Origin of the sequence: Pantoea sp. QMID4 (assembly GCF_030270445.1) — a bacterium.
In the GTDB taxonomy this organism is placed as follows: Bacteria; Pseudomonadota; Gammaproteobacteria; order Enterobacterales; family Enterobacteriaceae; genus Pantoea; species Pantoea vagans.
This window is the reverse complement of sequence record NZ_BSXL01000010.1, coordinates 75,121-96,079: the sequence shown is the minus strand read 5'-3', so window position 1 is coordinate 96,079 and position 20,959 is coordinate 75,121. Positions and strand designations below refer to the sequence as shown.

Here is a 20,959-nt window from a genome sequence, read left to right as displayed (position 1 = left end):
ACCGTTAATTTACTGACCAAACCAGGTTAACAATAAATAAGATGATATTGGGGTCTTTGAGAAGTAATCAATTATGCGCATTTTTATGCCGGCATCTGGAGTAACACCTGCAACACCGGCATTCATCAGGGTTAAAAAGGATTTTTCATGAAAAAAAGTTTATTATCGATGTGTCTTTTAAGTCTTTCCTGCGCGCCGGCTATTACACTGGCACAACAACCGGTCACCTGTGCCACAGCGTCTGAGCAGGATGTGGCCAGCCTGTTTGATACCTGGAATAATACGCTGGCAACCAGCGATGCTACTAAAGTCTCTGAATTATATGTCAGCGATGCCGTGTTGCTGCCTGCTATTTCAAACTGAGTGCGCCTGACAGTTCAGGAACGTATTGACTATCTCAAAGACTTCCTGAAAAAAGGTCCGGGCGGTAAAATTGATTCCCTTACCATCCAAATTTGCTGCAATAAATCGATTGATGCCGGCGTTTATACCTTTATCTTTATCTTTAAAGATAATACGCACGTCACAGCACGTTATACCTTCACTTACGTTTGGGATGGTAAGGGCTGGGACATCTCAACCCATCACGCTTCAGCTATGCCAGAGCCAGTGAACACGTAATATTCCTTTCATATTATTAACGATTTTTATGGTCAAAAAGTATTTTTTATTTTTATAGTATCAGCCAGAAAAACCTGGAAAAGGTAAAGCTATATTATGAATTAGCTTTGCGAATATTGTAATAACCACGCTATTTACTTCGTTCTGACCAACTGCCTATTATCGCTTTCAACGTTAATAAATGTGACGCGCTCAATATCAGCCAGTCTGCTTTGATGCCTGTCTCTTTTTCCGGAAGCGCTATGAAACTCATTTCTGATCCTCCCGAGGCTTGCCTGGCGGCTGTCATTACCCGACGCGATCAGGCTATTCAGGCTGCCCATTCGCTGGCTGAACAGGCGAAACCTGGCGCCATTGAACGCGATCAGCAACGTCTTTACCCCCGCGACCTTCTCGACACGTTTACCCGGCTCGGACTGGGCAGCATCAGTGTTCCACGCTGCTTTGGTGGTGGGGGACTGGATTTTCAGACAGTGGCGGAGGTATTCCGCATCATCTCAGCCAGCGATCCCTCTCTGGGCCAGATTCCGCAAAATCACTTTGGTCTGATCCAGTTCATTCTTGGCGAAGGCAACATGCAACAACAGACAACATTGCTGCAGGCCGTGGTCAGTGGCAAACGACTGGGCAATGGAGGCCCCGAGAAGAACACCCGCCATACGCGGGACATTCAGGCACGGCTGCTCAGTGACGGTCTGGCGCACCATCTGACCGGAGAGAAATTCTATTCAACCGGTGCATTGTTCGCTGACATTCTGGTGACCACCGCTCTGCAGGAGGGTGACCAGCCTGCAATGGCTTTTATCCCGCTGCCTGCCGACGGCGTAGAGATTATTGATGACTGGTCAGGCATGGGTCAGCGCACCACGGCCAGCGGCACGGTAAGGCTTAATCGGGTTGCCGTAGATCCTGCATTGCTTATTCCCTTGCCGCCAGCAGAAAAACCGACCCTGCGCGGTGCTGTCTCGCAGCTGATTCAGGCGGCGATTGATGCCGGTATCGCCCAGGGCGCGCTGGACGATGCGCTGGAGTTTGTCCGCAGCAGCTCACGCCCCTGGGTGGACGCAGGCGTGGAACGCAATGCTGATGATCCCTACATCCTTGCTGACATCGGTCGTATCAGTACTGAACTGAGCGCCGCAAATGCCTTACTGCGCCGAGCCGCAAAGGAGCTTGATGCACTCAATCCGCAGGCACTGACAGCGGAAAACAGCGCAGCCGCCTCTATTGCCGTAGCGGAAGCCAAAGTGCTGACCACCGACATCGCGCTGCGTGCCAGTGAAAAACTGCTGGAGTGGGGCGGCAGTCGCGCCACGCTCCTGCAGCATGGGCTGGATCGCCACTGGCGTAATGCGCGCACTCATACGCTGCACGACCCGGTGCGCTGGAAAACACACGCTATCGGCAATTACTACCTCAATGCGATCTACCCCGCGCGTCATGCATGGATTTAAGGAGAAAGAATGAGTCAGGTTCAGCCCAAACAGCACGCTTCCCGTATTCGCAGCGAGCAGCATGCGCTGGAAGTGGCTGCGCAACTGGCGCAGCAGTTCCGCGAGGGAGCCGCAGCGCGAGATCGTGAACGTAAACTGCCGCATTCCCCTCTGCAGACCCTTTTTCAATCAGGATTAGGGGCGATTACCGTGCCGCAGGCTTATGGCGGCATTGCCGTATCAACCGCCACACTCGTGTCTGTGATCACGCTGATTAGCGAGGCTGATGCAGCGATTGGTCAGGTTCCGCAAAATCACTATTACGCGCTGGAAGTACTGCGCGTTAACGGCAGTGAATCACAAAAACAACGGTTGTATCAGGAAGTCCTGACAGGCGTGCATCTGGGCAATGCGCTGGCAGAGTTCTCCTCCCGTGCCGCACATCAGCGGACCACGCAGATTCGGTGCAATATTCTCAACGGCAGCAAGTTCTACGCTACCGGTGCGCTGTTTGCTGACCGCATTCCCACGGCTGCGCGCGATGAAGAGGATAAAGAGCAACTGATATTTGTGCCACGTCATCAGGCGGGTGTGACCGTTATTGATGACTGGAGCGGGTTCGGTCAGCGCACTACAGGCAGCGGCAGCGTCCTCTTCGAAAACGTCAGGGTAGATGCTGAAGATGTGGTCCCGTTTCAGACAGCATTTGAGCGGCCAACGACCGTCGGCCCTTTTGCGCAGATTATGCACGCCGCTATCGATCAGGGAATTGCACGCGCCGCATTTAACGACATGCTCGACTTTCTGCGCCAGCATGCCCGGCCCTGGCCCGACAGCGGGGTAACGCGTGCCACTGATGACCCCTTAACGCTCGATCGCACCGGCCGTCTGGCGGCGCGACTGAGCGCCGGTGACGCCCTGTTAGCTGAGGCTGGCGCAGCCATCGACGCCGCGCAACAGCAGTCTGAGGCCGCGACGGTAGCACTGGCCTCGGTGGAGGTGGCCAGAGCGCGTGCCTGGACCACAGAAGTCTCACTGGAAGCGGCTAATTTGCTGTTTGAGCTGGGCGGCTCACGCGCCAGCCTGCGTGAATATAACTTTGATCGCCACTGGCGTAACGCACGCACCCATACCCTGCACGATCCGGTACGCTGGAAATATCCCGCGATAGGGAATTACCTGCTCAATGGCGTGCTGCCACCGCGCCGGGGCACGCTATGACTCAGAAACAGGTTCTGCTCAACGCGTTTAACATGAATTGTGTCGGCCATATCCATCACGGCATGTGGACGCACCCGGAAGATCGTTCAACCGAGTTCAATACGCTGGCCTACTGGACTGATCTGGCGCGTCTGCTGGAACGTGGGCTGTTCGACGGACTCTTTATTGCGGATATTCTGGGCGTATATGACGTTTATCAGCAGGGTATTACGCTAACGGCACGCGAGTCGATTCAGCTACCAGTCAACGATCCGCTGATGCTGGTTTCGGCTATGGCGGGCGTCACGCAGCATCTTGGCTTCGCCGTGACCGCTAATCTCAGTTATGAAGCACCGTTTCCTTTTGCCCGCCGTCTTTCCACACTCGACCATCTGACTCGGGGACGAATAGGCTGGAACATCGTCACCGGCTACCTGGACAGCGCCGCCCGTGCCATGGGAAATAAACAGCTGCTGGCACACGATGAGCGCTATACACAGGCTGATGAGTTTCTCGATGTCAGTTATCAGCTTTGGGAAGGAAGCTGGCAGGATGATGCGCTGGTTGTCGATCGTCCAAATCGTCTCTACGCAGACGCCACGAAAATTTATCCGGTCAGGCATCAGGGTGAATATTATCAGGTTGAAGGGTATCACCTCAGCAGTCCGTCCCCCCAGCGTACACCGTTGCTGTTTCAGGCCGGCACGTCTGCCCGTGGTATTCAGTTTGCTGCGCGCCATGCCGAGTGCACTTTTGTTAATGCAGCGACACCCACAGCAATGCGAGAGCAGACTCAGCGATTGCGGCAGGCGGCGGTGAAGGCAGGCCGACGTGCAGATGATTTGCGCATCTTTATGGGAGTCGGCGTCATCGTCGCCCCGACAGAACGTGAAGCACAGGAGAAACACCGTAGTTATCTTGAATATGCCAGCCCGGAAGCGGGCATTGCCCATTTCTCCAGTTCCATAGGTCTCGATCTGGCCGCCTTTGAGCTCGACGAACCCATTATCAGCGGGGCGACCCGGGCTATCGAATCGGTCAGTAAAGCCTACAGCGGCTGGACCCGTCGCCGTCTGCTGGAGCAGCATGCGATGGGCAGTCGCTATCCACTGATTATCGGTAATCCCGCGCAGGTCGCGGACGCGCTGCTGCACTGGATGGATGAAGGCGACATTGACGGCTTTAATCTGACCCGCATTCTGAACCCACAGAGCTATCGCGACTTTATCGATTTAGTTGTACCTGAACTCCAGCAGCGCGGGCGCTATAAAACGGCTTACCAGCCCGGTTCACTGCGCCACAAAATTTTTCAGCAGGATCGCCTGCCCGATCGTCATCCGGCGGCACGCTGGCGTCATCCTGCCTGACCTCATTGATCTGTTTAACCTCAAGGAATCATCATGCTACGCTCAAAAACACTACGCGCCGCCCTGGGTGGTCTGCTGCTGACTCTCAGTGCCGCTGCGACCGCAGCGAACTATTCAGGCCCGCTCAAAGTGGGCACCACCGCCGCGTTTGCCCCGCCGCTGGAGACCGCTGTCGCCGAAGCAAAGAAGCAGGGCCTGGATGTTGAACTGGTCGAATTTACCGACTGGACTGCCCCGAATGTCAGCGTAGAAAATGGCGATATCGACGTCAATCTGTTCCAGCACAAGCCTTTTCTGGAAAATGCTAATCAATCCGGCGGCTTCCACCTGGTCGCTTATGCGCCAGCCATCATCAATAACATTGGTCTTTACTCCAAAAAACACAGCGCGATTGATCAGGTTCCCGAAGGCGGCACCGTTGCTATCGCCAACGATCCGATTAATGGCGCACGCGGATTATTGCTGCTGCAGAAGGCAGGGCTGATTACGCTCAAACCGGGTGTGGGACTGAAAGCAACCGTTGATGACATCGTCAGTAACCCTAAAAAGCTGAAAATTATCGAAGTGGAAGCGGTACAGCTCTCGCGCTCGCTGGAAGAGGTCGACCTGGCGCAGGGCTATCCACACTATCTGCGTCTGGCAAAGACGATTGATCCCAATAAGGCGTTGCTGTTCGACGGGCTGGAGCACCCGGAATATGTCATTCAGTTCGTCATCCGTCAGGGTCATCAGGACGATCCGCGACTGGCGAAGTTTGTGGATATCTATCAGCACTCTCCTGTGGTCCGCGCCAGCCTCGACAATTTCTATGGCAAACTCTATCAGCCAGGCTGGAGCCAGTAATCATGGTCAGCCTGAGTATCCCTGAGACGTCGGCATTGTCCGATGCTGCTGCGTGCCATACCAGCGGTGCCTCACACGTCATCATTGAAACATTAAGTAAGCGCTATCCCAGCCAGTCTGTGGATGCACTGCGCAATATTAATCTCGGGATCCATCGCGGAGAAATATTCGGCATCATTGGCCGCAGCGGCGCGGGAAAATCGACGCTCATCCGCTGCCTTAATCGTCTGGAAGAACCGACTGCCGGGCGCATTGTGATCGATGGCACCGATATCAGCGCGCTCAACGCGCGGCAACTGGTCGAATGGCGGCGCCGCACCGGCATGATTTTCCAGCACTTCAATCTGCTATCGGCCAAAACCGTACGGCAGAATATTGAGCTGCCGCTAAAAGTGGCAGGCGTGCCCGCTGCCGTGCGGGCGCGTAAAGTGGATGAGCTGCTGGCGCTGGTCGGGCTGGAGGCGCGGCAACACGCCTGGCCCGCACAGTTGTCCGGTGGACAGAAACAGCGCGTTGGTATTGCCCGTGCGCTGGTCCACGATCCGGAACTGCTGCTGTGCGATGAAGCGACGTCAGCACTCGACCCCGAAACGACACGCTCGATTCTGGCGCTGCTTAAAAAGATCAATCAGCAACGCCATATTACCATTGTGCTGATCACCCATGAGATGGATGTCGTTCATGACCTCTGCCACAACGTTGCGGTAATCGATCAGGGTGAAATCATTGAGCGTGGCCCGGTCTGGCAGGTTTATAGCGACCCGCAGCAGGAGACGACGCGCCAGCTACTGAACCCGAATCACCAGGCTCTGCCAGAGTCGGTCGGCACACGTCTGACTGCCCACCGGAAACATCATCAATCCCGCCTGTTGGTGCGGTTACGCTACACCGGCCAGGGTGCACAACCTGATATCGGTGCGCTGAGTGCAGAGATCGCGGGTGAAATCACCCTGATTTACAGCGCTATCGAGTGGGTTGACAGCAAACCTACCGGCCAGTTATTGCTCCTGCTGGATGCCCGACACGAGGCGCAATCCGTGACAACTCAACTGGCGCACATCGCCGATCGACTGGAGGTATTAGGTTATGTCACCGGCTATTGAACGTTTATGGGTCGCCTTTCTGGATACGCTGCTGATGGTAGGCGTCTCCTCTGCGCTCGCGCTTGCGCTGGGCTTACCAATGGCGGTGATTCTGGTGGTCAGCGGACGCGACGCTCTTTTTCCCAGCCCACTACTTAATCGGGTGCTGGGCTGGGTGGTTAACCTCTTTCGATCCATCCCATTTCTTATCCTGATGGTGGCGTTAATTCCCTTTACCCGCTGGATTGTGGGAACGACCTATGGCGTCTGGGCAGCCGTCGTACCGCTTACCCTGGCAGCCACCCCGTTTTTTGCCCGTATTGCGGAAGTCAGCCTGCGTGAAGTGGATAAAGGACTGACCGAAGCGGCGCAGGCCATGGGTTTTCATCGCTGGCACATCATCTGGCATGTGCTGCTGCCGGAAGCGCGGCCTGGCATCGTCAGCGGTTTTACCATCACGCTGGTGACGATGATTAACGCGTCAGCGATGGCCGGCGCCATCGGTGCAGGAGGATTGGGGGATCTGGCGTACCGTTATGGTTATCAGCGGTTTGACATGCAGGTAATGGTGACAGTTATTGTGGTGCTGGTTGCGCTGGTGACGTTGCTTCAGTTGTGTGGCGATCGGCTGTCGCGACGGCTGAACCACCGCTAAACGCGTAAGGCCGGGTTTTCCCGGCCTTGCTGCTTTATGACGTCTCGCCATTGCCGATCTGCCAGATAAAGGTTGGATCGCTGCCATTTACCTCCCAGTCACCTACATTGCGGATTTTGTAGATTACCGGGTTGTGTGATGACACCGTGCGGGCGTTACGCCAGTGTCGGTCCAGCGCCTTGCTGACGCGGGTATCGGACGCGCCCAGCGCATTGAAGAACTCCGTGGCGGCATGTGTCACTAACTCAACCGCGACCACCTGCGCCCGGGCGGACTCCACCTCTGCCTGAACGTTCGCCGCGTGAAGCTCTGCTTCATTGGCACCGCTCAGTTGCAGTTCAAATGCCCGTTGCAGTGAGTGGGTCGCCCGATCAACGGTGGCTTCAGCGGCCCAGGCCCAGCTGCTGATCTGACCGACCACCTGCAGCACCTGCACATCCTGCTTAACCTGAGGCGCATTGCCGTGGCTGTAAATCCGCTTACGCTGCGCGACCCCCTGTGACGCATCGCGCACTACGGCCCGGCCTATACCCGCCAGCGTGGCTAATAACACATGCTGATAAAATGCGGTCTGATAGCGAAAGCGCTCACTGAAATCATAAACGTGTGGCTGCTCCACACGGGCATGATGAAAGCGTGTGGTGCCACTGCCGGTCAGGCGCTGCCCGAAACCATCCCAGTCATCATCGCGTTCCACCTCATTCTGATGGGTGTTTACCAGCGCGATGACGTCGCGGCCGTTATCCGTGCGCTGTGCATAGACATCAATCCAATCCGCATAGAGCGTGCCGGTGCTGTAAAACTTCTCACCGCTGATCCGCCATTCTCCCTCTGCGGGTGAGACCTGAGTGTTGACCTCACCCAGCTTAACCGCCCCGATTTCACTCCAGCCACTGCCCACCAGCTCGCCATCCACAAAACGGCGGAACCAGCGCCGCCGATCCTCACTCTCCGGCTGGTTCAGGCGGTCTTCGATAAAGGCAAAGTGCGCGCGCAGTGCCTGTGGCAGATTCGAATCCGCTTCGGCCAGTGCGGTCAGCAGGGAAAAGAGCTGCGGCAGCGAGACGCCGAAGCCGCCTTCTTCTTTGGGGATGCGCAGGGTGCCGAACCGCGCCTCTTTCAGCCAGCGGATCGGCTCATGCAGCAGAGTGCGGTTGATTTCACGCGCGGCGGCTCCTTCAGCAATGCGGTTAAAGAGTGGCCGGAACTGTTCGGTCAGCGCTGCAAATTCAGTACGGGTTAATTCTGACATGATCTTCTCCTGTTCCAGGTTGTTCATCAATATCCTGTCGGGTCGGTTCAAACCGGATAATCAACAGGAAAATAATCGGGATAAGGGCGGCGAGAGAGACTATCCAGAACATGTTAGTGCCATAACGGGCCTGCAGAATAGGCAGGATAAATAGCGCGAGTGCACTGCCGATACCAGAGAGCGAGCGACTGAAGCCAACACCGGTGGCGCGAATGTGGGTCGGATAGGAGAGCGCCGGATAGATCATCAACTGCGCGCCGGGGCCAAACCCTTCGGCAAACAGCCAGAGTCCCAGCATCAGCACGGCAAACACCACGCCGGCAGTGGCCTGTGGATGACCGATCAGCGCCAGCGAGATCAGCGCAATAAACTGCAGGGCAAAACCCGCAATCGCCACATGCCTGGAAGGGAACTTCCAGGCCAGTCGCATCCCCAGCAGGCCGCCGGTAAAGGCGAACAGCGCGTTCAGCCCCAGTGAGGCGGAGATGGTTTCAAACACGCCCGCCCCCAGGAACTGCGCCAGGATAGAGGGCAGGAAGAAAGCAATAGCAGTGTACTCAAATGCGATACAGACGTTCATTACTGCGCTGACAATCGTGCGTTCGAGGTATGGCTTCTGAAACAGCACGCGGAAACTCACTTTTGGGGCCGCTTTCACGGTTTCGGTTTTTTCGGGCTGCTCTTCATGCGCAATGATGCCGTAGGAGTCGCGCAGGATACGAACTGCACCGCTCAGGTCTCCCTGATTGGCTGCCCACAGCGGTGACTCATTCATGAATTTGCTGCGCACTGCGATAATGAGCAGGGCCGGTACCGCACCAAACAGCAGCGAGGCGCGCCACAACCAGTCGATATGTTCGGCAGGCAGCAGGAAATAGAGCGCAAAAATAATAAAGAAGCAGGCAGATGACGCGGCATACCACATCGGGCACCAGGCCGCGAGGCGTGACGCTTTGTTGCCTTTGCCGGAGAATTTAGAGAACTCCGCCAGGTAGGCCATGGCAACCGGCAGATCGATCCCGACCCCGACACCCATCAGGAAACGCGCGCCTATCAATACCCAGACGTTGGGCGCCAGACCGGCAGCTATCGCAGAGACCACGAAGAACAGCATGTCCGCCATAAACACCGAGTAGCGGCCATATTTGTCGGTGAGCCAGCCGCCGACCAGATTGCCGACGATGGTGCCGATCATAATTGACGAGGTGACCAGTCCGGTCAGCACCGGGGTTAAGCCAAACTCTTTCACCACATCGTCAATACCATAGGAGAGCGTGGTGAGATCGTAGGCGTCAAGAAATACACCGCCCAGCGCCAGGAACACAATCCAGCGGGCGTAGCTGTTTTTCTCCGTATTACTGTTGATTAGCCGGGCCACATCACTCACCGAACGAACCGGCGTGGAGTGGGGCGGCGGGGCGGTCAGGGTGTTGTCAATCTCTAATGTACTCATCATATCCTCGTTATTATATTCAGCAGGTAACGAGGTTTTTATAGGCATTCCCGGCTCAGTAAACAACCAACAAATATGGATAACGATTCTATATAATTCAATAAGTTAATTTAAATTTTCAGGTATGAAAAAGACCGGATGAATGCAGTGATTCATCCGGTTCGGGCCAGCCCAGGTCTGTTGATTATTCTGCGGAAACCGGCACCAGCACGCCTTTCACCAGCGGATCCTGCGTTTCTTTCAGCCACTGCTGTAGCCGTGGGTCGGCGAAGGCTTTTTTAAGCCGGACAATATTGTCATCTGCCAGCCAGGGCGTGCCTATAACCAGTTGAGAGGCAAAGGTTCGCGGGGCTGGCGGGAATAAAATGCCTTTTTCGCGCGGTACTTTTCCGGCATCAAACTGTGAAACATAGCCGATGGCTGCATCAACCGAATTCAGCGCACGCGGCATGGTCAACAGATCCAGCTCTTTGAAGTTAAAACCATGAGGATTCTCTTTGATGTCTTTGAGTTTTGCAGTGCGTGGTTCAATCGCCGGATCGAGGCCAATCAATCCGATGCGCTGCAGCAGCCATAAGGCCTGCCCCTGATTGGCACCATCATTGGGCACCACAATTTCCGCGCCCTGTGGCAGTTCACTGATGGCACGGTAGCGATCTGAGTAGATGCCAAACGCCCACTGGAACAGCGGCAGGGTGGCTGTCAGCGGAAATTTATTCGCATCCACCACCTGTTTCAGCCACCACTGATGCTGATAGACGGTGGCGGCATACTTACCCTCTGCCACCGCGCGATCGGCCTGCACCGGATCCTGCAATCCTTCCGCTTCCAGTCTGATGCCGTAGTCGGGCGCTATATGTTGCGCCACAAACTGAATCAGCCGCTCTTCACCGGCCATCGCCGGTTCAAAATGGACTTTCAGCGTGGTGCCAAAAGTGACAGTGCGGGCCTTGTGCGCAACCTGATACCAGACCGCAGCGGCAATCAACAGCACCACCACCCCAGCCACTACCCACGGCCATTTTTTCTTCTGTCGGATTTCAAAGTCGTGATGCGTCATGTTGAATGTTTTCCCTGATAGGGTTGCAGCGCCGAAATCAAACGGTCGCCTAAAAACTGAACCAGCTGAATAGTGGCGATCAGCACAATAATGGTGGCCACCATGATGTGATTATCAAAACGCTGATAGCCGTAAACCACGGCCAGATAGCCAATCCCCCCGGCACCGATCGTTCCGGCGATAGCGGAATACTCAATCATCGAAATAAGATTCAGCACAATGGCTGCAACTATTGCGGGCAGGGCTTCACTGATCTGGGCACGGGAGATGATTTGCCACGTGGAGCCCCCGGAGACCAGGCCCACGGCGGTGACATCAGCGGGCAGTTCACGCAACGCATTGCTGACCAGCCGGGCAAAAAAGGGCGTGCCGGCGATGATCATGGGCACCACGGCTGCGGGGATGCCAATGGTGGTGCCGGTCAGCCAGAAGGTAAAAGGGATAATGGCGGCCATCAGCACCAGAAAAGGGAGAGAACGGCCCATATTAATGATCCAGCCCAGAATCTGATGCAGCATCCTGTGGGGAAACAGCCCCTGCCGCGAGGTGTTAAACAGCACCACCCCCAGGAGGCCACCCAGCGTCACCACAAACAGCATCACCACTGCCACTATCAGCCAGGTTTCTCCATAGGCGGGCAGCATCAGAGCCGGGATTTGGTTCCACGGCGTATCCTGACTCAGTACGTCAGCAGGTTTCATACCACCTCCTGCAGGGCAGCACGTTGTTCAAGAATCTCAGCATGAATGCCATAGTGCTGTAGCTGCTCTGTCACCTGCCGGGACGTGACGCCAGAATGTGAAAAACGAATGGCCACCTGCATCCGTCCCGCCAGCGCATCGCCAACCTGCTCAACGTGGGCGGCCAGCAGATCCACCTGCACGGCAAACTGCTGCGTCAGACGGCTGATCCAGTCAATGGCAATCGGGCGATCGCCGTAGGTGAGTTGCAGCAGCAGATCGCCGGACCCAGCGAGCGGCTGGAGTGGGAACAGCTGCTGGCCCAGAGATGAATAGGGCGTGGCCAGCAACTGACGTAAATGGCCCTGTTGCACCAGCCTGCCGTCTGCAATCTGCGCGACAGCGTCGGCCGCACGCCGCACCACATCCATTTCGTGGGTAATAAAGATGATTGATAGCCCAAACTGATCGCGAAGGGTTTTCAGTAAGGTCAGAATGGCATGGGTGGCTTCCGGATCAAGTCCGGACGTGGCCTCATCAGCCAGCAACACCGAGGGCTTAAGCGCCAGCGCCCGCGCGATACCCACACGCTGGCGCTGTCCGCCCGAGAGCTGAGACGGATAAAAGCCCGCCTTGTCACTCAGGCCGACGCTCTCCAGTAGCGAGCCAACATGGCGTTTGATCTCCCCAGGCACCACGCCCAGCCATTCCAGCGGCAGCGCCACATTTTCCCAGGCGGTTTTGCGCTGCAGCAGCGCGGATGACTGAAACACCGTGCCTATCGCCCGACGTTTGTGACGTAAAGTCTCACCCGTGTAATGTGACAGATCCTCACCATTGACCCGGATGCTTCCCGATGTCGGTCGCTCCAGCAGACTGATGCACTTTGCCAGCGTCGATTTTCCTGCGCCGCTGGGCCCGACGACCGCCGTAATTGAACCGGCAGGAACACTGAGCGTAATATCTTTCAGCACCTCAATCTGACGGTTCTGTGGCCCGGCATACGTTTTACTTAGCCCCGTAATCTCAATCATGAGGCCTCCACGCTTTCTGTCCATTGTTCCGCGCCGGAGTTACGACGGTAACCGGCTCCCGGATGCGGCAATACCAGTCGTGGCCCCTGTCCGAACAACTTCTCACGCAGCGTGCCGGGCTGATAATCTTGTTTGTAGACGCCACGCTTTTGCAGTTCCGGCACCAGCAGTTCCACCACGTCAGTGAAGGTTTCATGCGTCACGGCGTAGGCAAGGTTAAACCCGTCAACGTCGGTCTCTTCAACCCAGCTCTGCAGTTCATCCGCTACGGTTTCGGCGCTGCCCACCAGCAACGGGCCAAAACCGCCAATGCCCACCCAGTCAGCCAGACCCTGCACCGTCCACTGACGATTGGGATCGGCGGTGGAGAAGGTCTCAACCGCCGACTGAATCGCGTTGGTATGCAGATGCTTTAATACCTGTTCCGGCTGATACTGCCCGAAATCGATACCGGTCCAGCCCGAGATCAGCGCCAGCGCGCCTTCGTAACTGACATAGCTTTTGTACTCCTGCCATTTAGCTTGCGCGGCCAGGTCGTTTTCTCCCACAATCACCGTTTGCAGATTGAAGATCAGGATGGAACGCGGGTCACGTCCCACCTCAGCGGCCCTGCGGCGAATATCCGCTACGGTTTTCTTCAGCAGTACTTTCGACGGTGCTGCGACAAATACGCATTCAGCATGCTCCGCTGCAAACGCCTTGCCGCGACTGGAGGCACCGGCCTGGTATAGCACCGGCGTGCGCTGCGGTGACGGCTCGCAAAGATGAATGCCCGGCACCTGGAAAAACGTTCCCTGATGGTTAATCGGATGGATTTTATTGGGGTCGCTGAATATATGACGTTCACGATCGCGTAGGACAGCGTCGTCTTCCCAGCTTCCTTCAAGCAGCTTATAGATAACCTGCAGATACTCATCGGCGTAGTCGTAGCGCGCATCGTGGTCGGTCTGAGCCTGATGCCCGATATTGCGTGCGCCACTTTCCAGGTAGGAGGTAACAATATTCCAGCCAATACGGCCTTTGGTCAGATGATCCAGAGTCGAGATCCGCCGTGCAAACGGGTAGGGGTGTTCAAACGACAGCGAGGCGGTCAGGCCAAAGCCCAGGTGTTCCGTCACCATGGCCATTGGTGTGATTAACGCCAGCGGATCGTTTACCGGCACCTGTGTAGCCTGACGGATGGCTGCATGATTATTACCGTTGAGCACGTCATAGACACCCAGCACGTCAGCAATAAACAGCCCATCAAACTTACCGCGCTCCAGCAGGCGCGCTAGATCGGTCCAGTACGCCAGATCTTTATACTGCCATGAGCGGTCGCGGGGATGCGCCCACAAGCCGGGTGACTGATGACCGACACAGTTCATATCGAAAGCATTCAGGCGAATTTCACGTTGCGATGACATAGCGACTCCTGAGCGGATGCGGCAATCGCTTGCCGCCCACCTTTTAATGTGTGATTAAGAAGTAAGATTCAGCAGGTGAATGAGCCGGGACATCGCTCGCTGACAGGCAGCGATGGGGCATTCAGCAGTTGCCGTGCGACAAACTCAGCATGTTCCGCCACCTGCGGTAATCCCATCAGCTCGCCAAAGCGACCCCGTGCGGCAGGCCCGGCGACATACAGTCCGGGATTCGCTTCACCGTACACATTCAGCGTCTGAGACAGCGCATTAACCTGGATCCCCAGTAGCAGTGGGTCAGGCTGGATAACGCCATCGCCGTGGAGCTGACGCAGCAGCGCGTTGCTGTTAAGCAGAGCGTTGTGTGCAGGGCCGGTGGTGACAATGACTTTCTCCACCTCCCGCATGTGCGATTGCGCGCCACGCAGGCGCAGCGTCAGCCGGAGCGTTGCGCCATCTGATTCAGCGGCGATAAGGCGCGCCGCCAGCAGAGTCAGCTGACCGCTGGCCTGCTGCTGGCTGAGAACCTGGCTTACCTGCGGTGCAATACGGTAGCGGTGAACATCCCACCATGGGCGCAGATGATGCAGAAAGCGCTGCTGCTCATGCAGCGAAAGACTCTGCCAGATACGCTGACCGTTACGGCGGATATCATCCAGCACCAGCTGCCAGGGCAGATTCAGCGCTGCCGCCTGTTTAACTTCCTGACGCACCCGATGTAGCCAGCCTCGCGCGGTCGCAGATTGCGGCTGACTGTAATCCAGAGCGTAGGTCTCATTGTTGCCACTCAGGTTGGCACGCGGCAGCTGGCCACGACGTGAGAAAACGCTAATCTTTCCACGGTGCTGCTGACGATGCAGCGACGCCACCACATCGGACATGGTCAGCCCTGAACCGATAATCGCCACCCGATCGTCAGGGGCGACCTGCGCCAGTGCGTCGCGATGCCAGGGATTGGCAATCAAACCCGGATGGCCCTGTAGCGGCCTCAGCAGAGCAGGCAGATCCGGTGGGGGATGGCTGATCGCCAGCACCACCTGATCGGCATGAATCTGCTGCCCGGAGGCCGTGGTCATCACGCCATTCTTAAAGGCAACCGCACTGTCACGCAGATGACTCAGTTTCACCGGTGAGTGCTGCTGATGATGAACAAACTGCGCATTGACCCAGCGTCCGAACTCACCGCGTTGCGGGTAGACGTTGCCGTCATGCCACAGCGCTTCCGGATCGGCCCTGAAGCCGGCAGAGGCGCGATAGTCGCGATCGAATACGCCCTCTTCATCACCGGCAAGCTGCATTCTGGTGGCCGGCACATTAATTCGGTGGGCTGGATCGGTGGTGCCGTATGCCACGCCCTGCGCCAGCTGCGCGCGGGGTTCAATCACCGTCACCTGCAACCCCGCCTGGCCAGCGCGGGCCAGATGGATTGCCAGCGCAGTGCCGGTGAACCCGCCGCCGATAATGACAATCTGCTGTTGTGACATAAGCGAGCCTTTTTTCTGTTAACTGACTAGCTGGCGCTGGCCTGTTTAGCCGGGCGACGGTCGCCGCCGATGGTTTCACCAAACGGACCGGTGTTGACGCTGCGCTGTTTCTTTTCGGCATTGGCGGCCAGCGGCAACAGCGGCATGACCAGCTCAGCAAAGCGATGTGCCTCTTCAAGATGCGGATAGCCGGAGAAGATAAAGTTCTCAATGCCCAGTGCCTGATACTCCCGGATGCGGTCGGCAACCTGCTGCGGACTGCCGACCAGCGCAGTTCCTGCGCCGCCGCGCACCAGGCCAACACCCGCCCAGAGGTTTGGACCGATGCGCAGGCTCTCACGCGATCCCTGATGCAGGGCACTCATCCGCGCCTGACCGGCGGAGTCCATGCGGGCAAAGATCTTCTGCGCGGCGGCGATAGTCTCTTCATCCAGATGAGAAATCAGTCGATCGGCGGCCGCCCAGGCTTCCTCTTCTGTTTCACGTACAATGACATGTAAGCGGATGCCATAAGAAAGCGTGCGGCCATTCTCCTGCGCCCGCTGACGAACCACCGCCAGCTTCTCCGCGACCTGTTCAACTGGCTCGCCCCACGTCAGATAGGTGTCGATCTGATTCGCCGCAACGTCGATAGCGGCCTCAGACGAGCCACCGAAATAGAGTGGCGGACCGTCTTCCTGCACCGGCGGGAAGAGGATCTCGGCGCCTTCCACGCGAATATGTTCGCCTTCAAAGTCTACCTTCTCGCCTTTCAGCAGGCGGGAGTAGACCTCAAGAAACTCTTTGGTCACCTGATAGCGCTCTTCATGACTCAGGAAGATGCCGTCACCTTTGTTCTCTACCGGATCACCGCCCGTGACCACGTTGATCAGCAACCGGCCGCCGGAGAGACGGTCCAGCGTCGCCGCCATCCGCGCCGCCAGGCTGGGCGGTTGCAGGCCGGGACGCACGGCCACTAAATAGCGCAGCTTTTTGGTGATCGGTGCCAGTGCCGAGGCGACCAGCCATGAGTCCTCGCAGCTTTTACCGGTCGGGATTAACACACCGTAGTAGCCCAGATTATCTGCCGCCAGCGCAACCTGCTGTAGATAGGGTAAATCGACTGCTCTGCCGCCTTCGGTGGTGCCCAGATAGCGCCCGTCGCCGTGGGTAGGCAGAAACCAGAAGAGGTTAAGGTTTTCCTGTGTCGCATGACTCATTAGCAGATTCCTTTATAACGATATTAAAATTTATCACATAGGGTTAATCCCTTTGGTTATATAGCCTCTAGCAGGTTGCGTGCCAGTGCGGGAAAATATTTTTATCTATAAAATTCAATAATTTATCATTTTTCTGGCAGACGTTAATCTGCTGCATTCGCAACAGTCGCAGTTGCACATTGCTGCATTCGCAACAATCTGGCTTGTTTCGCATCTCGTTTCGGTGTCAGCGGCGAGGTATGGTCATGGTTTTCCCGTTCACCCGGTAAATGAGATGCAGATATCCAGCCCTGAGTTAATTGACCCCGCATCGCGCGCCTTTAAAAGCGTGCTGGATCAGCTCGCGCCCACTGATGCGACGGTACTGATCATCGGTGAAACCGGCACCGGCAAAGAGGTGATGGCGCGCTATCTGCATCACCATAGCGCCCGCAGCCGGCAGCCTTTTCTGGCGGTTAACTGCGGCGCACTTACCGAGAGCCTGGCGGAGTCGGAGCTGTTTGGTCATGAGAAGGGTGCCTTTACCGGCGCACAGGACAGGCATCGTGGCTGGTTTGAAGCAGCTGAGGGCGGCACGCTGCTGCTGGATGAGATTGGTGAGCTAAGCCCGTCGCTGCAGGTGAAGCTGCTACGCGTGCTGCAGGAGCGTGAAATTACCCGCGTCGGATCGTCCAGGCCGGTAAAAGTCAATGTGCGGGTCATTGCCGCGACCAACCGGGATCTGGCGGTGGCTATCCGTGAACGGCGATTCCGGGAAGATCTCTACTACCGGCTGAATGTGGCCAGCGTCACACTGCCGCCGCTGCGCCAGCGCTGCGAAGATATTCCTGTGCTGGCCAGTCACTTCCTGCAGCTCTATGCGCGCCGTCTTGGTCGTCCTCAGCTGCGCCTCAGTGATGAAGCCATGACAGTGCTGATGAACTACAGCTGGCCGGGCAACATCCGTGAACTGGAGAACACGCTGCACAACGCCGTGCTGCTCAGCAAAACCTCACTGGTCACGCCGCAGCAGCTGCGGCTAAGTCCTCTTGCGGGGAGCGATCTGCCGCAGGGTGAGGAGGCGCTGGATCAGTTTTTACGCCAGCAGATGCAGCAGAGTGATACGCCGCTCTATCCCCGGGTAATTGCTGCGCTGGTGAAAAATGCGCTGGAACTCACGCAGGGTAATCAGTTACAGGCGGCCGCGCTGCTGGGTATCAGCCGACATACATTGCGCACACAGCTGGGGCATCTGGGCGTGATTAAACCGCGCCGCGGTTCAGTGCGTCAGCGCGATGCTGCTGCTGGTCAGCAGCCTGAGCGGGAGCGGGAACTGCGTATTGGTTATCAGAAATTTGGCAACCTTGGTATTCTGAAAGCGCGCCAGTCGCTGGAACAGCAGCTGGCCGGACAGGGTGTCAGCGTCATGTGGAGTGAGTTTCCTGCGGGTCCGCAGCTCCTGCATGCACTGAGCAATAAGGAAATCGATTTCGGGACCACCGGTGAAGTCCCACCCTTGTTTGCGCAGGCCAGCAACAGTCCGATGGTCTATGTCGCCTGGGAACCTGCCGCCCCGCAAAGCGTGGCGCTGCTGGTGCCGAACAGCAGTCCGGTTCAGCAGATTGGCGATCTCAGGGGCAAACGCATCGCCGTGAATCGCGGCTCAAACGTCCACTTTCTGTTGTTGCAGATTCTGGATGAGGCGGGTTTAGCGCTGGATGATGTACGAATCGTCTATGCCCCGCCTAAATATCCGCTAACGCCCAGCGATCTCAACGCGGTGGATGCCTGGATGATGTGGGATCCGTTACTCAGCGATGCGGAGAACAGCGGAGAGTTCAGGGTGATTGCGGATGGCACCGGCCGGGTCAATAACCATCAGTTTTACCTGGCTGAGCGCGGATTTGCAACGCACTCTGGCGATCTGTTACAGGTTCTGCTGAGTGCGCTGGAGCAGACCGGTCGCTACATTGATGCGCATCGTGCTGAAGCTGCCGGACTACTCTCCGCGGAACTCGGCATCTCTGCAACCTCATTGATGCACGCCTTAGCCCGGCGTAGCCATCAGACCCAGAGAATGAACCTGGCCATCATCCGCGAACAGCAGACCATCGCGGACCGCTTCTATGCGCTGGGGTTATTTAGTCGCGCCATTCGCGTACGCGAGTCGGTCTGGCATCCATAGCGTTTTTTTAGCTAAGCATCGAACATTTCCTCGCTAAGCGCTTCAACCCGCGTTTGTTATGTTGCGCAGACAACAACCAGACTCAGGAATGAGAGATGAAAAAAGTTTTACTCAGCGCACTGATTATTGCCGCCCAGGCGGGTTTCGCGTTCAACACCCAGGCAGCAGAGAAACCCGAGACAGTGAACATCGGTTTTCAGAAAGCCAATATCTTCGCGCTGCTGAAGTATCGCGGCACGCTGGATCAGGAATTTAAAAAGCAGGGTATTGCGGTGCACTGGATTGAGTTCCCGGCTGGGCCGCAGATGCTGGAAGGCTTAAACATCGGCAGTATCGATCTGGCCGCTACCGGCGACGCGCCACCGACATTCGCTCAGGCAGCGCAGGCCGATCTGGTTTATCTGGGACACTCGCCTGCTAACCCTAAAACCGAAGCGATTGTGGTGCCCGCAGACTCCCCGATTAAAAGCGTGGCGGATCTCAAAGGCAAGCGTGTGGCGCTGAATAAAGGCTCTGACGTTAACTATCTGCTGGTCACCGCGCTGGAGCAGGCAGGGCTGACCTATAAAGATATTACGCCGGTTTATCTGCCACCTGCTGATGCGCGCGCCGCTTTCCAGCGCGGCGCGGTGGATGCCTGGGTCATCTGGGATCCCTACTACGCCGAAGTAGAAGCCAATGCCCACGCGCGGCTGATTAAAAATGCCGAAGGGCTGGTGCCGCACTACACCTTCTATCTTGCCAGCCGTAAGTTCGCGGAGAGCTATCCACAAATCGCTTCTGAGGTGCTGGATGAGCTGGGTTCGCTGAGTAAGTGGGCTAATCAAAATCAGGAAGATGCGGCGAAAATTATGTCCACCTCAACCGGTCTGCCCCAGCCAATATGGCAGCGGGCGCTGGCAAGGATGCCGTTTGGCGCAGAGCGGATGACGCATGAAGTCTTTACGCAGCAGCAGGCGCTGGCAGATACCTTTACCCGGATTGGTCTGTTACCGGTGAAAGTCGATATCCGCAGCGCGACATGGTCACAGGATAAGAAATAAAGGAAAGGCGGGCGGATGCAGTCGAAAAGACGGGTGCATCCGCTTAGTGTGTGTTCCGCAACTGATCGGGCTTATAGCGGCTATTCAGCACGCTTAAATCCACTTTTTTTTGCTGCGCGGTCAAGGTCATAGGCCGCCTGTATGCGTAGCCACATTTCAGGCGTACTGCCGATCACTGCAGCCAGTTTGATAGCCATCTCAGGCGCTACAGCGGTGATACCAGAAACCACTCCTGATGCTGTAGAGGGTGGTAATAGCCAAAGCACGAGCCAACTCCCTGATTTCAATGTCGAGATCTTCCATGATGTCGTAAATTACTCACCTGCGTGTGGAGCATTATGCATTGTCATGAGTGATAGTCCTCATAATTCAGAACCCAGGCGTCACCGTCTTTAAACTCAAAAGTAATGCGCCAGGTTCCTGTAACAACCATCATTAATTTAACATAATTCACGTTTTGCGCACTAAGATGAGAGTTATGGACTTTTCAGACTGTTTCGGACAATCTGACAATCTGATGAAAGCCCCAATATATCTTTTCAGGCCACGCTTCGACTGATTATTTGCCCGACGAACTCCCGAACGTCAACAGCCTGCTCAATAAAACCGCTCACGATGTGGCTGAAAGTGGCCTCATCAAGCTGACACAGCGACTGCTGGAAACAGAGGCGAACTTTATACTGCTCATCCATTGCCAGCCAGCAGCCTTGCATTGCCGCCATCTCAAAGTTCAGCTGCAATAATAGTGGATAAAGCGTCATCAAGGCTTCAGGATCAGTTTCAGTTAACTGGCAATGCATCAACAGGCTGTCACTCTGTTCCGGCACCTCCAGCACGACGGCCTCTTGCCCCTGGTCGTTATAAAGGGCACAGACCCCGTCCTTCAGGTACAACGGCGTTTTGCAGCATTCGGAAAAATAGCGCAGAAACGTTTCAACCTGCCGTTGTGAAGCTGTCATTCTCTGGCTCCTTAGTTTACTGTCTAA

18 protein-coding genes and 1 pseudogene are annotated in these 20,959 nt (G+C 56.3%); 9 read left to right on the top strand and 10 right to left on the bottom strand.

Going from position 1 to position 20,959, the window contains the following annotated elements:
- The first annotated feature begins 147 nt into the window (after positions 1-147).
- The 7 genes and pseudogenes from QSK07_RS20505 to QSK07_RS20475 all read left to right on the top strand — a co-directional run bounded on the left by QSK07_RS20505 (position 148) and on the right by QSK07_RS20475 (position 7,201).
- A pseudogene (locus QSK07_RS20505) lies at positions 148-621 on the top strand (nuclear transport factor 2 family protein).
- A 242-nt stretch (positions 622-863) separates the two neighbouring features.
- Positions 864-2,075, top strand: a complete 1,212-nt coding sequence (locus tag QSK07_RS20500; protein WP_285722680.1) for an SfnB family sulfur acquisition oxidoreductase — start codon at positions 864-866, stop codon at positions 2,073-2,075.
- A 9-nt stretch (positions 2,076-2,084) separates the two neighbouring features.
- The gene (locus tag QSK07_RS20495; RefSeq protein WP_285722682.1) at positions 2,085-3,275 is read left to right on the top strand and encodes an SfnB family sulfur acquisition oxidoreductase; all 1,191 of its coding nucleotides are present in this window, start codon (positions 2,085-2,087) and stop codon (positions 3,273-3,275) included.
- Positions 3,272-4,621, top strand: coding sequence for an LLM class flavin-dependent oxidoreductase (locus QSK07_RS20490; RefSeq protein WP_285722684.1), 1,350 nt, complete (start codon positions 3,272-3,274; stop codon positions 4,619-4,621). Before QSK07_RS20495 ends, QSK07_RS20490 begins: the two co-directional genes overlap by 4 nt.
- A 33-nt stretch (positions 4,622-4,654) precedes the next feature.
- On the top strand, positions 4,655-5,464 hold the full coding sequence (locus QSK07_RS20485; protein WP_285722686.1) for a MetQ/NlpA family ABC transporter substrate-binding protein: 810 nt from the start codon (positions 4,655-4,657) through the stop codon (positions 5,462-5,464).
- 2 nt (positions 5,465-5,466) lie between these two features.
- Positions 5,467-6,567, top strand: a complete 1,101-nt coding sequence (locus tag QSK07_RS20480) for a methionine ABC transporter ATP-binding protein (RefSeq protein ID WP_285722688.1) — start codon at positions 5,467-5,469, stop codon at positions 6,565-6,567.
- Entirely contained in the window at positions 6,551-7,201 is a 651-nt protein-coding gene (locus QSK07_RS20475) for a methionine ABC transporter permease (protein WP_275222361.1), read from the top strand. The genes QSK07_RS20480 and QSK07_RS20475 overlap by 17 nt, the downstream gene beginning before the upstream one ends.
- A gap of 34 nt (positions 7,202-7,235) precedes the next feature.
- Here the strand turns inward: QSK07_RS20475 and QSK07_RS20470 are convergent, their stop codons facing one another.
- The 8 genes from QSK07_RS20470 to ssuD all read right to left on the bottom strand — a co-directional run bounded on the left by QSK07_RS20470 (position 7,236) and on the right by ssuD (position 16,766).
- Complete coding sequence (locus QSK07_RS20470; protein ID WP_285722691.1) at positions 7,236-8,453, bottom strand: acyl-CoA dehydrogenase family protein; 1,218 nt, start codon at positions 8,451-8,453, stop codon at positions 7,236-7,238.
- Positions 8,431-9,906 (bottom strand): MFS transporter, encoded by a 1,476-nt coding sequence (locus QSK07_RS20465; RefSeq protein WP_285722812.1) that lies wholly within the window; start codon positions 9,904-9,906, stop codon positions 8,431-8,433. The genes QSK07_RS20470 and QSK07_RS20465 overlap by 23 nt, the downstream gene beginning before the upstream one ends.
- A 184-nt stretch (positions 9,907-10,090) precedes the next feature.
- Positions 10,091-10,966 (bottom strand): MetQ/NlpA family ABC transporter substrate-binding protein, encoded by an 876-nt coding sequence (locus QSK07_RS20460; protein ID WP_285722693.1) that lies wholly within the window; start codon positions 10,964-10,966, stop codon positions 10,091-10,093.
- On the bottom strand, positions 10,963-11,667 hold the full coding sequence (locus QSK07_RS20455; RefSeq protein WP_285722695.1) for a methionine ABC transporter permease: 705 nt from the start codon (positions 11,665-11,667) through the stop codon (positions 10,963-10,965). Before QSK07_RS20455 ends, QSK07_RS20460 begins: the two co-directional genes overlap by 4 nt.
- Positions 11,664-12,680, bottom strand: a complete 1,017-nt coding sequence (locus tag QSK07_RS20450; RefSeq protein WP_098049815.1) for a methionine ABC transporter ATP-binding protein — start codon at positions 12,678-12,680, stop codon at positions 11,664-11,666. The genes QSK07_RS20455 and QSK07_RS20450 overlap by 4 nt, the downstream gene beginning before the upstream one ends.
- On the bottom strand, positions 12,677-14,086 hold the full coding sequence (locus tag QSK07_RS20445; RefSeq protein WP_285722699.1) for an LLM class flavin-dependent oxidoreductase: 1,410 nt from the start codon (positions 14,084-14,086) through the stop codon (positions 12,677-12,679). Before QSK07_RS20445 ends, QSK07_RS20450 begins: the two co-directional genes overlap by 4 nt.
- Positions 14,087-14,154: 68 nt before the next feature.
- Positions 14,155-15,567, bottom strand: a complete 1,413-nt coding sequence (locus tag QSK07_RS20440) for an FAD/NAD(P)-binding protein (RefSeq protein ID WP_285722701.1) — start codon at positions 15,565-15,567, stop codon at positions 14,155-14,157.
- Between the two features lie 26 nt (positions 15,568-15,593).
- Entirely contained in the window at positions 15,594-16,766 is a 1,173-nt protein-coding gene (gene ssuD / locus QSK07_RS20435; protein WP_285722703.1) for an FMNH2-dependent alkanesulfonate monooxygenase, read from the bottom strand.
- Positions 16,767-17,040: 274 nt separating this feature from the next.
- On the opposite strand from ssuD, the gene QSK07_RS20430 reads away from it, so the two are divergent.
- A complete protein-coding gene (locus QSK07_RS20430; RefSeq protein ID WP_285722705.1) occupies positions 17,041-18,930 on the top strand; it encodes a sigma-54-dependent Fis family transcriptional regulator in 1,890 nt (629 codons plus the stop codon).
- Between the two features lie 95 nt (positions 18,931-19,025).
- Positions 19,026-19,973 (top strand): sulfonate ABC transporter substrate-binding protein, encoded by a 948-nt coding sequence (locus tag QSK07_RS20425; protein ID WP_285722707.1) that lies wholly within the window; start codon positions 19,026-19,028, stop codon positions 19,971-19,973.
- An 80-nt stretch (positions 19,974-20,053) separates the two neighbouring features.
- Here the strand turns inward: QSK07_RS20425 and QSK07_RS20420 are convergent, their stop codons facing one another.
- Together QSK07_RS20420 and QSK07_RS20415 are read right to left on the bottom strand one after the other, a co-directional pair.
- A complete protein-coding gene (locus tag QSK07_RS20420; protein ID WP_285722708.1) occupies positions 20,054-20,170 on the bottom strand; it encodes a helix-turn-helix domain-containing protein in 117 nt (38 codons plus the stop codon).
- A 342-nt stretch (positions 20,171-20,512) separates the two neighbouring features.
- On the bottom strand, positions 20,513-20,932 hold the full coding sequence (locus QSK07_RS20415; RefSeq protein ID WP_098049822.1) for a type III secretion system chaperone: 420 nt from the start codon (positions 20,930-20,932) through the stop codon (positions 20,513-20,515).
- Between the last annotated feature and the right edge of the window lie 27 nt (positions 20,933-20,959).